Source organism: Micromonospora violae, from assembly GCF_004217135.1.
GTDB lineage: Bacteria > Actinomycetota > Actinomycetes > Mycobacteriales > Micromonosporaceae > Micromonospora > Micromonospora violae.
On record NZ_SHKK01000001.1, the window covers coordinates 6195836 to 6210495 of the forward strand.

The 14660-nt window shown below is 73.1% G+C and carries 14 protein-coding genes and 1 riboswitch; of the genes, 7 read left to right on the top strand and 7 right to left on the bottom strand.

The features are described from left to right. Window positions 1-34: 34 nt before the first annotated feature. Entirely contained in the window at window positions 35-1054 is a 1020-nt protein-coding gene (locus tag EV382_RS28015) for a coiled-coil domain-containing protein (RefSeq protein WP_130406730.1), read from the bottom strand. Window positions 1055-1058: 4 nt separating this feature from the next. Then, window positions 1059-1189: riboswitch (cyclic di-AMP (ydaO/yuaA leader) on the bottom strand. 166 nt (window positions 1190-1355) lie between these two features. After that, window positions 1356-2726, bottom strand: a complete 1371-nt coding sequence (locus EV382_RS28020; RefSeq protein ID WP_130406732.1) for a YibE/F family protein — start codon at window positions 2724-2726, stop codon at window positions 1356-1358. 312 nt (window positions 2727-3038) lie between these two features. Between EV382_RS28020 and EV382_RS28025 the strand changes: the two genes are divergently transcribed. Beyond that, entirely contained in the window at window positions 3039-5162 is a 2124-nt protein-coding gene (locus EV382_RS28025; protein ID WP_130406734.1) for a copper-translocating P-type ATPase, read from the top strand. Between the two features lie 6 nt (window positions 5163-5168). Here EV382_RS28025 and EV382_RS28030 read toward each other — a convergent pair whose 3' ends face one another. Then, window positions 5169-5465, bottom strand: a complete 297-nt coding sequence (locus tag EV382_RS28030; protein WP_030329541.1) for a metal-sensitive transcriptional regulator — start codon at window positions 5463-5465, stop codon at window positions 5169-5171. Between the two features lie 93 nt (window positions 5466-5558). Here EV382_RS28030 and EV382_RS28035 point away from each other — a divergent pair, with 93 nt between their 5' ends. The 4 genes from EV382_RS28035 (at window position 5559) to EV382_RS28050 (ending at window position 9269) form a co-directional block, all read left to right on the top strand. Further along, window positions 5559-5768 (top strand): heavy-metal-associated domain-containing protein, encoded by a 210-nt coding sequence (locus EV382_RS28035; RefSeq protein WP_130406736.1) that lies wholly within the window; start codon window positions 5559-5561, stop codon window positions 5766-5768. 13 nt (window positions 5769-5781) lie between these two features. After that, window positions 5782-6759, top strand: a complete 978-nt coding sequence (locus EV382_RS28040; protein WP_130406738.1) for a hypothetical protein — start codon at window positions 5782-5784, stop codon at window positions 6757-6759. Window positions 6760-6771: 12 nt separating this feature from the next. Next, on the top strand, window positions 6772-9021 hold the full coding sequence (locus EV382_RS28045; protein WP_130406740.1) for a heavy metal translocating P-type ATPase: 2250 nt from the start codon (window positions 6772-6774) through the stop codon (window positions 9019-9021). 74 nt (window positions 9022-9095) lie between these two features. Then, window positions 9096-9269: a CsbD family protein gene (locus EV382_RS28050; protein WP_036410891.1), complete on the top strand. Its 174-nt coding sequence runs from the start codon at window positions 9096-9098 to the stop codon at window positions 9267-9269. A gap of 75 nt (window positions 9270-9344) precedes the next feature. Here the strand turns inward: EV382_RS28050 and EV382_RS28055 are convergent, their stop codons facing one another. The 4 genes from EV382_RS28055 to EV382_RS28070 all read right to left on the bottom strand — a co-directional run bounded on the left by EV382_RS28055 (window position 9345) and on the right by EV382_RS28070 (window position 13148). Then, entirely contained in the window at window positions 9345-10007 is a 663-nt protein-coding gene (locus tag EV382_RS28055) for a class I SAM-dependent methyltransferase (protein ID WP_130406742.1), read from the bottom strand. 92 nt (window positions 10008-10099) lie between these two features. Next, the gene (locus tag EV382_RS28060; RefSeq protein WP_130406744.1) at window positions 10100-11353 is read right to left on the bottom strand and encodes an RNA polymerase sigma factor; all 1254 of its coding nucleotides are present in this window, start codon (window positions 11351-11353) and stop codon (window positions 10100-10102) included. After that, window positions 11350-11706 carry a YciI family protein gene (locus EV382_RS28065; RefSeq protein WP_244237004.1) on the bottom strand — a complete coding sequence of 119 codons (357 nt, stop codon included), beginning with the start codon at window positions 11704-11706 and terminating at the stop codon, window positions 11350-11352. Before EV382_RS28065 ends, EV382_RS28060 begins: the two co-directional genes overlap by 4 nt. 179 nt (window positions 11707-11885) lie before the next feature. Further along, entirely contained in the window at window positions 11886-13148 is a 1263-nt protein-coding gene (locus tag EV382_RS28070) for a DUF2786 domain-containing protein (protein ID WP_130406748.1), read from the bottom strand. A 166-nt stretch (window positions 13149-13314) separates the two neighbouring features. Here EV382_RS28070 and EV382_RS28075 point away from each other — a divergent pair, with 166 nt between their 5' ends. Next, window positions 13315-13797, top strand: coding sequence for a DUF2243 domain-containing protein (locus EV382_RS28075; RefSeq protein ID WP_130406750.1), 483 nt, complete (start codon window positions 13315-13317; stop codon window positions 13795-13797). Further along, window positions 13794-14657, top strand: coding sequence for a cytochrome c oxidase assembly protein (locus EV382_RS28080; RefSeq protein WP_130406752.1), 864 nt, complete (start codon window positions 13794-13796; stop codon window positions 14655-14657). Before EV382_RS28075 ends, EV382_RS28080 begins: the two co-directional genes overlap by 4 nt. Window positions 14658-14660: the final 3 nt, after the last annotated feature.

Here is a 14660-nt window from a genome sequence, read left to right on the forward strand (position 1 = left end):
GACGCGGAACGGCCCTCGACGGGGGTCGTACGGGTCAGAGCAGCGACATGTGGACGTGGTCGGTGTGGTTCGACGGCCCGCTGTACGACTTCCAACCGGTGGCCGGGAACCAGATCTGCCGGTTCCAGATCACGTAGTAGATGCCGAGCCGGTCGGCGTTACGGATGAGGAACGCGGCGACGTTGTTGCCGTACATCCGGGTGTCCTCGTTGTGCCACGGCGCGAAGCCACTCTTCTGCAGCGACCAGTCGCAGGCGCGGCCCTTCGGGTGCTCCCACGGCCCACCGGGGCGGTAGCAGCCGACGAACCGGTTGAACCCGGCCCGCTTGACCTCCTTGTACGCGTGCAGCGTGCGGGGGGTGACGCAGCCGGACGTGGTCGGGTCGTTCTCGCTGCACGACTGGGGCTTCCAGTCACCGTCGGCGGTGCGACCCGGACCGATCTTCGCCACCGGGGAGGTGGCGTCCACCAGGCCGCCGGTGAAGCCCTTGCCGCCGACGAGGGCGAGCGCCTTGTTGGCCTCGCTCTTCCGCCTCGCCATCAGAGCGGTCTGCTTCTGCTGCTCCCGGACCTCCGTGTCGAGGGCCAGCTTCGCCTGCTCGGCGCGGGCCTTGACCTCGTTGACCTCGGAGAGCTTCTTCTCGTGGACCATGTTCAACTCGTCGAGCGCCGCCGCGCGCTGGACGAACGAGTCGGGACCGTCGCTCTCCAGCAGCATCGCGACTGCGCCGATCCGACCGGTCCGGTACGACTGGGCGGCGATCTGCCCGACCTGCGGGGCCAACGCGTCCAGGTCGGCCTTGGCCCGCGCGACCTCCAGCGCCAACTCGCCCTGCCGCTTCTTCGACTTGTCCAGTTTGGACTTGGCGGCGGAGTAGTCGCGGTTGGCCTGCTCGATGACGTCGGTGAGCAGCTTGGGCTCGCCGTCCTCCTCGTGCCCGGACGGGGTGGGGGTCGTTGGCGCGGCGTGCGCCGGGAGCGGCCCGGCGAACACGGTCAGTGCGGCGATCACGGCCACCACGGGTGTCAACCAGCGGCGTAGGGGTGCCGTCACAATGTTCCCTTCCGTCGACCGCCGACCGGGTTAGCTGCCGGGTTCGGGGCGGAAGTGGCCCCTACCGCTGACGCGGATTCACCCCACGTACCTGGGTCCCCGGCTCGCCGGTTGGCGATTGGGCGGTGGCACCGCAGGCGCCGCTTCGCGCCTTCATCGGTAACCGGCAGCGAGGTTACCCGAGAGTCGACCGGGTGAGCTACGCCTGGAGGCCGACCAAAAGCGTCATTTCGCCATAGCGTTGAGTTACCAGTGACGTGGTTCTCAGGGTGGTCGCCCGATCTGGTCACGCTGAGGAGTGTCACCATGCCGAATCCGTGCTCCTGTTCGACTCCGGCCACCGGTCGGTGGCCTCGGATGGGGGTGGGGTCCGCGTCCGATCCGGCTCGTCCGAGCCGACCTTTCGCGATGAGATGAGTGCGGCCAGCGCCTCCGCGCGGTCCGGCTGGGGTCGGGGCGCGGGAGCACCGGTGGACGGCGTCGTATCGGTGCGTCCGGCGGCGGTCACCACCGCGGCCAGCCCGGTGGTCAGCGGCACGGCGGCGATCAGACCGAGGGTGGCGACCGCGCTGCGGACGATCTCCTGTGCGAGGAACTCGCTGGTGAGGATCTGCCCGATCGGGCGCGAGTCGGCGGTGAGCAGGAGCAACAGGGGCAGCGACGCGCCCGCGTACGCCAGCACGATGGTGTTGACAGTGGAGGCGATGTGCGCGCGGCCGACCCGGGTGGCCGCACGGTACAGCTGCAACCGGGTCAGCTCGGGGTTGGCGTTCGCCAGCTCGGTGACGGTGGCCGCCTGGGTGACCGTCACGTCGTCGAGCACGCCGAGCGATCCGATGATGATCCCGGCGAGCAGCAGTCCGTGCAGGTCCACGTCGCTGTGGAACATCGACAGCGTGGTGGCATCCTCGCTGCCGAAGCCGGTGAGGTGCGTCGCCGCCGTGGCGATGGCGGCGAGCACGCCGGTCAGCACCAGGCTGCCCAGGGTGCCGAGGACCGCGACCGAGGTCTGTGCGGTGAGCCCGTGCGTCAGATAGAGCACCACGAACATGATCAGGGCCGCGCCGACCACCGCCACCAGCAGTGGCGACCTGCCGGCGCCGATGCCCGGCAGCACGAAGGTGAGCAGGATGGCGAAGCTGGCGGCCAGCCCGGCGAGCGCGGCCAGACCTCGCCACCGACCGAACGCGACGATCGCGGCCGCGAAGACCAGCGCCAACCACACCATCGGGGTGCCGCGTTGGTGTTCGGCGATGTTCCAGTTGCTGGCGGTGGGGTCGGTGGGATCGGCCAGCTCGACCAGGATGACCTCGTCGCCGACGTCGACCCGGGGGGCGCCGGGGCCGTCGGGCACCGGCGTCCGTACCTGCTGGCCGGCGCTCGGCCCGTCGTCCACCCGGACGTCGACCGTGCCGCACCGCCCGCCGCCGACCCTCGGTGTGCCCTCCGGGACCGACGGCGCCGGCGGGCACGGCTCATTCACCACCCGGGTGACGGTGCCGGGGTAGCGCGGCACGTCCGCGCCACCATCGGTCTGTGGTGACCCGCCGCGCGGCCAGAGCAGCGCCGTGGCGAGCAGGGTGGCGATGAAGAGGGGTACCACCGTCACGACGAGGGTCCGTCGCACCCGTGGCGAGGCGGACGGAGCGGGGTGGGTGTGGCCGGCGCCCAAGTCGAGACTCCCAACGATCCGGTGCGGGGTACGGGTCAGCGGGCCGGGCGGTTCACCGTTTCGGTGGAAACGCGGCGGCCGGCGGGGGCAGGTCGCTGCCTGACGACCGTTCGATCACTGACGGTCAGTGTTCGGCCCGGTCGACCGCTGACGACGCCGGGTCGTGGCGGCGTCGGTGCGCCAGGGCGCAGCAAGATACGGAGGGCCATTGGGGGAGATGCTAGCCAGCCCACCCGCGGGTCGCAGGTCGTGGCGGAGTGTCGGGCGGCCGAACCCCTCGCGCGACGGGCCCCGGGGCGGCATGTTGGAACCATGCCCGCTTCGTCACCGCCCGACCCCGATCACCCGCACCGCGCCGGCTCGTCACCGCCGGACCAGCACCCCGGGTCCGACGAGCACGCCGGGCACGCCGGGTCCGCCGAGCACGACAAGCACGCCGGGCACGACAAGCACGCCGGGCACGATCCGGCGATGTTCCGCCGCCGGTTCTGGGTGTGCCTGGTGTTGACCATCCCGGTGGTGCTGACGAGTCATCTCGTGTCGGATCAGCTGGGCCTGGCCGGTGACGGCGTCCCCGGTCGATCCTGGGTGGGCCCGGTGCTCGGCTCGGTGGTGTTCTGGTGGGGCGGGTGGCCGTTCCTGGTCGGTGCGGTCCGGGAGGTGCGGGACCGGGCGCCCGGGATGATGCTGCTGGTGGCGATGGCGATCACCGTCGCGTACACCGCGTCCCTGGCCACCAGCGTCGGTGCCTTCGACCTGGATTTCTGGTGGGAGTTGGCGGCGCTGGTCACCATCATGCTGCTCGGGCACTGGCAGGAGATGAAGGCCATCGGGCAGGCGCAGGGCGCGCTCGCGGCGCTGGCCGCGCTGCTGCCCGACGAGGCCGAGCGGGTGGCGGCGGACGGGCGGGTCGAGGCGGTGCCGGTGACCGGCCTGCGGATCGGCGACGTGGTGCTGGTCCGGCCGGGAGGTCGGGTGCCCGCGGACGGCCGGGTCGTCGAGGGCGGCGCCGAGCTGGACGAATCGATGATCACCGGCGAGTCGCGGCCGGTCGCCCGGTCGACGGGCGACCGGGTGGTGGCCGGCACCGTCGCCACCGACTCGGCGGTCCGGGTGCGCGTCGAGGCGGTGGGTGAGCAGACCGCCCTGGCCGGCATCCAGCGGATGGTCGCGCAGGCCCAGGCCTCCGGTGGGCGGGCCCAACTGCTGGCCGACCGGTTCGCGGCCGCGCTGTTCTACCTGGCCACCGGCACCGCCGTGCTGACCGTCCTGGTCTGGACCGTGCTCGGTCAGCCGGACGAGGCGGTGGTCCGTGCGGTCACCGTCCTGGTGATCGCCTGCCCGCACGCGCTGGGTCTCGCCATCCCGCTTGTCGTCGCGCTCTCCACCGCGCTCGCCGCGCGGTCCGGGATTCTGGTGAAGGACCGGTTGGCGTTGGAACGGATGCGGACCGTCGGCGCGGTGCTGTTCGACAAGACCGGCACGCTGACCCGGGGCGAGCACGGCGTGACCGACCTGGTGACGGCAGCTGGCGTCGAGCGGGACGAGGTGCTGCGGATCGCGGCGGGCGTCGAGTCGGAGAGCGAACATCCGTTGGCCCGGGCAATCGTCGCGGCGGCCGGGCGCGTCGGCCCGGCGCGGGCCGCCGGGTTCCGGGCGCTGCCGGGCCGTGGTGTGCAGGCGACAATCGACGGTACGGAGTACGCGGTGGGCGGGCCGGCGCTGCTGCGGGAACTGGGCCTGGCGCTCCCGGCCGAGGTGGAGGCCGCGACCGGGCGGTGGTCGGCGCGGGGCGCGGCGGTGTTGCACCTGGTGCGGCTGCCGGGGGCCGTGCTCGGTGCGTTCGCGTTGACCGACGAGGTGCGTCCGGAGGCCCGGCGCGCCGTCGACGAGTTGCGTGCCGAGGGGGTCCGCACCATCGCCATGATCACTGGCGATGCCCGGCCGGTGGCCGAGGCGGTCGCCGCCGACCTCGGCTTCCGCCCCGGCGTCGACGAGGTCTTCGCCGAGGTGTTGCCGGCGGAGAAGGACGATCGGGTGGCCGAGCTTCAGCGGCGGGGGCTGGTCGTGGCGATGGTCGGCGACGGGGTGAACGACGCGCCGGCGCTGGCCCGGGCGGACGTGGGCATCGCGATCGGCGCGGGCACCGATGTGGCGATCGAGTCCGCCGGGGTGGTGCTGGCGTCCTCTGACCCGCGCGGGGTGGCGGCGGTGGTCCGGCTGTCCCGGGCGTCGTACCGGAAGATGCGCCAGAACCTGGCCTGGGCGGCCGGCTACAACGTGGTCGCGCTGCCGCTGGCCGCCGGGGTGCTGGCCGGGGCCGGTGTGGCGTTGAGCCCGGCGGTGGCCGCGGTGCTGATGTCGGCGTCCACCATCGTGGTGGCGCTCAACGCCCAGTTGCTGCGCCGGGTCCGTCTCGATCCCGCGTCGAACTGAGGGCGGTCAGCCGCGCTTCATGAGCCGGCCGACCGCCGCCATCATCTCGGTGGCCATCTCGTCGGCCCGCCCCTCGGCGGCGCCCTCGTGCATGCAGTGGCGGGCGTGCCCGTCGAGCAACCCCAGGGCCACCTTGTCGAGGGCGGCCTGGATCGCGGAGATCTGGGTGAGCACGTCGATGCAGTAGCGGTCGTCGTCGACCATCTTCTCGATGCCCCGGACCTGCCCCTCGACGCGGCGGAGCCGCGCGAGCAGCTGGTCCTTGCTGGCGGTGTATCCGCGAATCGGGGTGGGTGCAGTCATGCCGACCAGGATAGCCTACCCCCAGGGGGTATGGTACGGTCCTCACTACGCGATACCCCCACCGGGTACCGGTACCTAGAAGGAGACGATTCGATGGTCAACACGACGTACCAGGTGCAGGGCATGACCTGTGGGCACTGCGTCAGCGCGGTGAGCGCCGAGGTCGGCGCCATCGAGGGCGTGCGGGACGTCCAGGTCGACCTCGCGACCGGCCGGGTCACCGTCAGCAGTGAGCAGCCGCTGGACACCGCGGTTGTCCGGGCCGCCGTCGACGAGGCCGGTTACGACCTCGTCGACGCGTGATCGGGGGGCCGCCATGCGTACGGTGACGAGACTGGCCGGGTTCGCCGTCGGCCTGGCGGCGGTCTTCGGCGCGACCTACGGCGTCGCTCGGGTCGTCGACCCGGCCCCGGTCGCCGCGGACCGGCACGAGAATGCCGCCACCCCGACAGCGGATGAGCGGGACGGCACGGCCGAGCGGTTCCCCGGCGGGCTGCTCGTCTCCGAGCGCGGCCACACCCTGGAACAGGTCGCCGCGCCGGCCGGCGAGTTCGCCTTCCGGATCGCCGGCCCGGACGGCCGCCCGGTCACCCGGTACGAGGTGGCGCACGACCGGCAGATGCACCTGATCGTCGCCCGACGGGACCTCTCCGGCTTCCGCCACGTCCACCCCGACCTGGGCCCGGACGGCACCTGGCGGGTCGACACCCCACTGGCCGGCCCCGGGCAGTGGCGGGCGTTCGCCGACTTCACCCCGGCCGGGGGTGATCCGCTGACCCTCGGCGTGGACGTGACAGTCCCCGGCGAGCTGACCGAACGGCCGTTGCCCGCCCCGGCGACCAGCACCACCGTCGACGGCTACACGGTCACCCTGGCCGGCGCACCGCAGCCCGGCCGCACGTCACCGCTGACCCTGACCGTCAGCCGGGACGGGCAACCGGTCACCGACCTGGAGCCCTACCTGGGCGCGTACGGGCACCTGGTGGCGCTGCGTCGGGGTGACCTGGCGTACCTGCACGTGCACCCGGACGGGACGCCGGGCGACGGGCGCACCCCGCCCGGTCCGGCCGTCACCTTCCTCGCCGACGTGCCCTCGAATGGCAGCTACCGGCTCTACCTCGACTTCCAGCACGGCGGGCGGGTGCACACCGCCGAGTTCACCGTGGTCGTCGACGCTGCTGCCACCGGAGCCGTCCCCACCCCGGGCGGACCGACCCCGGGCGGACCGACCCCGAGCGGACCCGCACCGACCGGCGACGCCGACCACGGCGCCCCCGGACACGGCCACAACTGACGGGACCAGACGATGACCACCACCAGCAGACCCCTGCCCGAGGCACTGAACCGGATCGAGTTGGCGATCGGCGGGATGACCTGCGCCGCGTGCGCCGCCCGGATCGAGAAGAAGCTCAACCGGATGGACGGGGTGAGCGCCACCGTCAACTACGCCACCGAGAAGGCGACCGTCCGGTACGTCGACGGTGTCACCCCGGACGACCTGATCGGCACCGTGGAGAAGACCGGCTACACGGCGGCGCTGCCGGCCCCGCCCAGCGCGGAACCGCCGGTCGACCCGTTGCGGGCCCCGCGTACCCGCCTCTGGGTCTCGGTGGCGCTGAGCGTGCCGGTGATCCTGCTGGCCATGGTCCCGGCCTGGCAGTTCGACTACTGGCAGTGGCTGTCGCTGACCCTGGCCGCCCCGGTGGTGGTCTGGGGTGGGCTGCCGTTCCACCGGGCCGCCTGGACGAACCTGCGGCACGGCGCGGCCACCATGGACACGCTGGTGTCGGTCGGCACGCTGGCCGCGTTCGGCTGGTCGCTCTGGGCGCTCTTCCTCGGCGACGCGGGGATGCCCGGGATGACGCACCCGTTCCGCTTCGACATCACCCGGACCGACGGCGCCGGCAACATCTACCTGGAGGCGGCCGCCGGGGTCACCGTGTTCATCCTGGCCGGGCGCTACTTCGAGGCCCGGTCCAAGCGCACCGCCGGCGCCGCCCTGCGGGCGCTGCTCGACCTCGGTGCCAAGGACGTGGCGGTGCTGCGGGACGGCGTGGAGACCCTGATCCCGGTGGACCAGCTCGCCGTCGGTGACCGGTTCGTGGTCCGCCCCGGGGAGAAGATCGCCACCGACGGGGTGGTCGACGAGGGGACCTCCGCTGTCGACGCCAGCATGCTCACCGGTGAGTCGGTGCCGGTCGAGGTCGCCCCGGGCGACGGCGTGGTCGGCGCCACGATCAACGCGGGTGGGCGGCTGATCGTCACCGCCACCCGGGTCGGCGCGGACACCCAGCTCGCCCGGATGGCCGACCTGGTCGAGCAGGCGCAGAGCGGCAAGGCGGCCGTGCAGCGGCTGGCGGACCGGATCTCCGGAGTCTTCGTGCCGATCGTCATCGCCCTCGCCGTCGGCACGCTCGGCTGGTGGCTCGGCACCGGGGCCGGCCCGACCGCCGCGTTCACCGCCGCCGTGGCCGTGCTGATCATCGCCTGCCCGTGCGCGCTCGGCCTGGCCACCCCGACCGCGCTGCTGGTCGGCACCGGTCGGGGCGCTCAGCTCGGCGTACTGATCAAGGGCCCGGAGGTGCTGGAGTCGACCCGCCGGGTGGACACCGTGGTGCTCGACAAGACCGGCACCGTGACGACCGGCCGGATGACTCTGGTGGACGTGCTGCCGGCGAGCGGTGTGGACCGGGCCGCGCTGCTCCGGCTCACCGGGGCGGTGGAGGCCGCCTCCGAGCACCCGATCGCCCGTGCGGTCACCACCGCTGCCAGCGACGCGGGCGCGCTGCCCCCGGTGACCGCCTTCGGCAACCTCGACGGGCTCGGCGTGACCGGCACGGTGGACGGGCAGGTCGTGCTGGTCGGCCGGGTCCGGCTGCTGCGCGAGCGCGAGTTCGACGTACCGCCGGAGGTCGAGCGGGCCGTACGCGAGGCGGAGGCCGCCGGTCGTACGGCGATCGTCGCCGGCTGGGACGGACAGGCCCGTGGCGTGCTCGCGGTCGCCGACGTGGTCCGACCGAGCAGTCGGGCGGCGGTGGCCCGGCTGCGTGGGCTGGGGTTGACCCCGGTCCTGCTCACCGGGGACAACACCACGGTTGCCCGCGCGGTCGCCGCCGAGGTGGGCATCGACGAGGTGGTGGCTGAGGTGCTGCCGGCCGGAAAGGTCGACGTGGTCAAGCGGCTTCAGGCCGAGGGGCGGTCGGTGGCGATGGTCGGTGACGGGGTCAACGACGCCCCGGCGCTGGCCCAGGCCGATCTGGGGTTGGCCATGGGCACCGGCACCGACGTGGCGATCGAGGCGGCCGATCTCACCCTGGTCCGGGGCGACCTCGACGCCGCGGTGGACGCCATCCGGTTGTCCCGACGCACGTTCGGCATCATCCGGGGCAACCTGTTCTGGGCGTTCGGCTACAACGTGGCGGCCCTGCCGTTGGCCGCCGCCGGGCTGCTCAACCCGATGATCGCCGGTGCCACGATGGCGCTGTCCTCGGTCTTCGTGGTCGCCAACAGCCTGCGCCTGCGGCGCTTTCGTCCGGCCGCCACCGCCGATCTGTGACGGCGGTAATGGTTGGGCTGGTGACGGCGGGGGTACTTCGGTAGGCGTAGCGACGCTTGCGATGGAGGTTGGCAATGGGTTTCGACGATAAGATCAACAACGCCACCGAGGACGCGACCGGCAAGCTGAAGGAAGGCGCCGGGCGGGCCACCGACAACGAGCAGTTGGAGGCGGAGGGTCGCGCTGACCAGTCCACCGCCAAGCTCAAGCAGGCGGGCGAGAAGATCAAGGACGCCTTCAAGAGCTGACGTACGAGGTAATCCGCACGCCGGGTCGGTGATCATTACCGGCCCGGCGTGCGGTGTGTACGGCCACCGGCCTGCTCAGCGACGTCGGGTGGCGCGGACGACCACGTCGTACAGCGGGGCCTCCCGGCCCGGCATCGTGCGGCGGTGCTCCTCGGCGGTGACGATCTCCCAGGTGGCGCTGTCCAGGCCGGCGGTGATGTCCGCGAGGGTGACCGATGCTTCGGCGGGCGGGTGCTGCCCATGCCCATGTCCGTGCTCGTGGCCATGGCCCGGCTCGGCGCCTTCCGTGGTGTGCAGATGCCCGACGATCAGGAGGGTGCCGCCGGGCGCCACCCACCCGGCGATACGGTCGTAGAAGGCGAGCTGCGGCATCGCGGGGTGCGCGTAATGCGTCGTGACCAGGTCGAACCGTGTGTCCGGGGCCCAGCTCGTCAGGTCCGCCTCCACCCACCGCACGCGCTCGGACACCCCGCTCTCGGTGGCGCGTTCGGCCGCCCGGGCGAGCGCGACGGGTGCGATGTCGACAGCGGTGACCTGCCAGCCGTGGGAGGCGAGCCAGATCGCCTCGGCACCCGCACCGCACCCGGCGTCCAGCGCCGAGCCCGGCGCGAGATCGGCGGTCTCCCGGGCCAGGTACGGGTGCGCGGGGCTGGTGCTCATCGCGCCGGGGCGGTCGTGGTGCGTCTGGTGCCAGTGCCGCTCCCAGTAGTCCTTGTCGAACTCGTGCTGCTCGGTCATGGGTGCCTGCTCCTTCGCGGTTCGGCAACGACTGTGACCGGCGACCGGGCAATGCGCAAAGTTTCTTGCCGAAACAGCAACATGGGCGGCTCTCAGTGTTGCCCGGTCAGCCGGGCCGCCCGCACCTCCAGATACCGCTGCTCGGGCCGGCTCGTGGTGCCCCGCGCCGCGGCCAGGTACGCCGCCCGCGCCGCATCGACATCCCCGGCCAACTCCAACAGATGCGCCCGGACGGCGGCCAGCCGGTGGTGCCCGGCCGTGCGTTCGTCGGCGTCCAACGGCGTGAGCAGGGCGAGCCCGGCCCGGGGCCCGTCCACCATGGCCACCGCCACCGCCTGGTTCAGGGTGACCATCGGGTTCGGCGCGATCCGGGCCAGCAGCCGGTAGAGCGCGACGATCTGAGGCCAGTCCGTCTCCGCCGCCGTCGACGCCTCGGCGTGCACGGCGGCGATCGCCGCTTGGAGCTGGTACGGGCCCGGCGGCGACCAGGTCAACGCCTCGGTGATCAGCGCGATCCCCTCCGCGATGGCGGCGGCGTCCCACCGTGCCCGATCCTGCTCCGCCAGCGGCACCAACTCCCCGTCCGGCCCCACCCGGGCCGCCCGGTGCGCGTCGGTCAGCAGCATCAGCGCCAACAGCCCGGCCACCTCGCCGTCGTCGGGCAGCAGCCCGCGCAGGATGCGGGTCAGCCGGATCGCCTCCCCGGTCAGCTCGGTCCGGCGCAGGTCCGGGCCGCTGGACGCGGTGTAGCCCTCGTTGAAGATCAGGTAGAGCACCCGGAGCACCGTCCCCAGCCGCTCCTCCCGCTCGGCCGGCCCGGGCATGGTGAACCGGGCCCCGGCGGCCTCGATCCGCTGCTTGGCCCGCCGGATCCGTTGACTCATCGTCGCCTCCGGCACCAGGTGCGCCCGTGCGATCTGGGCGGTGCTGAGACCACCGACCGCCCGCAGGGTGAGCGCCACCTGCGCCGATCCGGGCAACGCCGGGTGGCAGCAGAGGAACAGCAGGGTGAGGGTGTCGTCGTCGGCCGCAACGGTGGGCTCCGCGTCCGCCGCCGGCGCCACCCCGGCGTACGCCGGCTCGCGCCGCGCCACCGCCACCTCGCGGTCCCGGCGCGCGCTCTCGCTGCGCCACTCGTCGGTGAGCCGGCGGGTGGCCACGGTGAGCAACCAGGCGCGCGGATTATCCGGTACGCCCTGTCCGGGCCACTGCGTCGCGGCGGCGAGCAGCGCCTCCTGGACCGCGTCCTCGCACCTGTCGAACTGTCCGTACCGACGGACCAGCAGGCCGAGGACCTGCGGCGCGAACGTGCGCAGCAGGTCCTCGACCGTCCGGTCCCCGGTCACATCTCCGTCCCGGCCTCGTCCATGATCGGGCGGACCTCCATGGCACCGCCGTACCGGACGTCCGGCCAGCGGGCGGCGATCTCGGCAGCCCGCTGCGGGCTGTCGCAGTCGACGGCCAGGTAACCGGCGAACTGCTCCTTGCTCTCCATGAACGGGCCGTCGAGGATCTCGGGGTTGCCGTCCACCTGCCGGACCGTCAGCGTCTGCGACGGATTGGCCAACGCCTGGCCGCCGATCAGCTCGCCGGTCTCGGTCAGCTCCTTCATGATCTCGTCGACCTCGCCGAAGAGGGCGGTGCGCTCCTGCTCGCTCAGCTCCTCGGTGAAGCCGGGCCGGTTCCAGATCAGCAGCATGTACTTCACGGCGATGCTCCTCAGACTCTGGCCGCGCCCCGAGCGGGGTGCGGCTCACTGGAGGGTCGGAGCCGTTCCCCCGATCCCTACCGCGTACCGAAGAAAAACGCAGAATCCTCCGCTGGGGGTGATCCCACGCCGGACGGGCCGAGTTCGAGGCCCGGTTGGCGGAGCAGCGTTCAGCGCGGATCGGGTCGGCCGGGCACCTGTCGGGGCTTCCGGCCGCTCCCGACGTCCAGCGACGCCCGGTCGGCGGCCGAGGTGCCGGACGACCAGCCCTCGGCGTCGCGCACGTTGAGCCGGCGTCGGGTGACGCCGGGGAAGAGCGTGTCCAGCCGCTCCCGGACCGCCTCGCCGCGCGCCGCGAGCACCGGCAGCAGCCGCTCCGCACCGGGAGTGCCGGCCGCCGCCTGGTCCGCCGCGTCGGTCGCCGCCTCGGTGGCCGTCCGCAGCCGCTCGCCGATCCGCAGCGCGAAGGCGTTGAGGAACGACTCGTCCCAGACCTTCGTCCGCCGCCCCGACCCCGGCCGCCGCTCGGCGCGCCCGCGCAGCATCGCCGCCGTGGCCTGCACCAGCAGCGACGTGTAGAGCAACTCCACCGCCACCAGATCGGCCGGCCAGCCCAGCACGGTGGCGAAGCCCAGATCGTCGGACCAGACCGACTCGCACCGGTTCGCCGCCGCCACCTCCTGCACCAGCAGCGCCTTCGCGCCCGCGTACGGGGTGTCGGTGCTCAGGCGTACCCCGCCGGGCACGTCCCCGCGCTCCGACCCGGCAGCCACCAGCGCCTCGTCGATGCTGTGCCGGGCGATCAGCTCCTGTGCCTTTCCGGTCAGCGCCTCCGCCTCGGCCGGGAAAGTGGTCGACTCGGCCTTGGCCAGCAGCGCGCGTACCCGGTCGAGCATCGGTGACCCGGTGCGGGCCGTACCGGCTGTGCGAGGCAGCGCGGCACCGGTCGCCCCGGGCGGTGGGCGCAGCACCGCGATCGGCGGCAGGCTCTCCACCAGCGCGAGAAGGTCCACGGCCATGCGGAGCGCGTCGGCCCGGTCCAGGCCCTCCCGGGTGGCCCAGCCAGTCAGCACACTCCGGTCGTCACCGACCGCGTTGGCCTCCAACTCGCGTAGCTGGTCGTCCCACCAGGCGGGGACCGGCCCGGCCTGGTCGCGCCGCTGAACCGCCATCGCCGCGCGAACCAACCGGGCCGCGCGGGCGTCGAGCCGTCGACCGGTGATCCGGTCCACGTCGACCGGCTGCCAACCGCGGGGCCAGAGCGCGCCCAGGCCGCGGACCAGGCGACGCAGCAGCGCCGCGTCCACCGCCGTGGTGCCGTCCGCGGCGCCGGTGCCGACCATCAGCTGGTCCAGCTGCCGTTCGGCCTGCCGTACGTCAGTGCCGCGCACCGCCGCGAGCGCGTTGGCGACGAGTTCGTCCGCGTCCGGCACGGGCACCTCCTTCTCCGAGCTCTGGTGGTCGCTGCCTTCCTAGGCTCCATGATCATGCTCCCCGTGGCCGGGTAGTCGCGAAACGGGCATGTCATCGGCTCCGACGGCATGACTCACCCGGTCCGGGGTAATTTGAGGCCGGCCTGACGCGGAAGCGAGGTGTGTGGTGGTCGATGCCCGTCTGCCCGGTGCCCCCACCACCGACCTGCGGTCCTCCACCCTCGCCGGCGTCCTGATCGGCGTCGCGATCATGGCTGCGGTGGACGAGATCGTCTTTCACCAACTGCTCGCCTGGCACCACTTCTACGACCGCTCCACCCCCTCGGTGGCGCTGCTCTCGGACGGGCTGCTGCACGCCGCCGAGGTGATCGCCCTGGTGGGCGGGTTCTTCTGGTTCGCCGACCTGCGTCGGCGGGCTGCCCTGTCGAGCCGGCTGGCCTGGGGTGGCTTCCTGCTCGGCGCCGGAGCGTTCCAGCTCTTCGACGGGCTCGTCGACCACAAGGTGCTCCGGCTGCACCAGATCCGCTACGGCGTACACCTGGTGCCGTACGACGTGGTCTGGAATGTGGCTGGCGCGGTGCTGCTGCTGGCCGGCGTCGCGGTGCTGTGGCGGGCCCGGTCCCACCGGCCCGACGCTGGCCCGCGATGACGGCGGCCGGGCCGCTGGCGCACGCCGGGCACGGTACGGCGGGGCCGACCTGGTTACCGCTGTTCCCGGTCGTGTTGCTGGCGGGCGGCTACCTGCTGGCCGCCATTCGCGACCCGCGCGGCTGGGACCACCGGCGCACCGCCTCCTGGCTGGTCGGCTGCGCCCTGCTGGTGGTGGCCGTCGGGCCGCTGGCCCCCCTTTCCGACGACCCGCGCGGGCACATGGCGCAACACCTGCTGCTCGGCATGCTGGCCCCGCTGGGGCTGGTGCTCGCCGCCCCGGTGACGCTGCTGCTGCGGGTCGCGCCACCGCCGGTACGCCGGTCGATCGGCCGGCTGCTGCGCGCCCGCGCGCTGCACCTGCTCGCCCACCCGGCCACCGCCGCGCTGCTGACCACCGGCGGGTTGGCCCTGGTGCTGCTCACCCCGCTGTACGCGGCGGCCGAACGGCACCCCGTGCTGCATCACGCCGTGCACCTGCACTACCTGGCCGCCGGGTACCTCTTCGCCTGGTCGGTGGCCGGGCCGGATCCGGCGCCGCGCCGCCCCGGCCTGGCGGTCCGGGTCGGGGCGTTACTGGCCGCGTCCGCCGGTCACGCCGTGCTGGCCAAGTACCTGTACGCCCAGGCCGGAACCCTCCCGCCCGGCCTTGTCGACGCCGACCCGGAAGCGTTCCGCTCAGCCGCCCAACTCATGTACTACGGCGGCGACCTGACCGAGCTCCTCCTGGCAGTAGCCCTCTTCACCACCTGGTACCAATCCCGCCGCCCCCGCCGCCGCCCCCGCCCCCGCCCCCGCCCCAAGGTGGTGATCAAGAGGTTTGCGTCACCGGAGGACGGATCCCTGACGCAAACCTCTTGATCA

Bases quoted from the DNA above. Each gene is read 5' to 3' on its own strand.
- EV382_RS28025 (WP_130406734.1), top strand. From the start codon at position 3,039: ATGCCCGCTTCGTCACCGCCCGACCCCGATCACCCGCACCGCGCCGGC.
- EV382_RS28030 (WP_030329541.1), bottom strand. From the start codon at position 5,465: ATGACTGCACCCACCCCGATTCGCGGATACACCGCCAGCAAGGACCAG.
- EV382_RS28035 (WP_130406736.1), top strand. From the start codon at position 5,559: ATGGTCAACACGACGTACCAGGTGCAGGGCATGACCTGTGGGCACTGC.
- EV382_RS28040 (WP_130406738.1), top strand. From the start codon at position 5,782: ATGCGTACGGTGACGAGACTGGCCGGGTTCGCCGTCGGCCTGGCGGCG.
- EV382_RS28045 (WP_130406740.1), top strand. From the start codon at position 6,772: ATGACCACCACCAGCAGACCCCTGCCCGAGGCACTGAACCGGATCGAG.
- EV382_RS28050 (WP_036410891.1), top strand. From the start codon at position 9,096: ATGGGTTTCGACGATAAGATCAACAACGCCACCGAGGACGCGACCGGC.
- EV382_RS28055 (WP_130406742.1), bottom strand. From the start codon at position 10,007: ATGACCGAGCAGCACGAGTTCGACAAGGACTACTGGGAGCGGCACTGG.
- EV382_RS28065 (WP_244237004.1), bottom strand. From the start codon at position 11,706: ATGCTGCTGATCTGGAACCGGCCCGGCTTCACCGAGGAGCTGAGCGAG.
- EV382_RS28080 (WP_130406752.1), top strand. From the start codon at position 13,794: ATGACGGCGGCCGGGCCGCTGGCGCACGCCGGGCACGGTACGGCGGGG.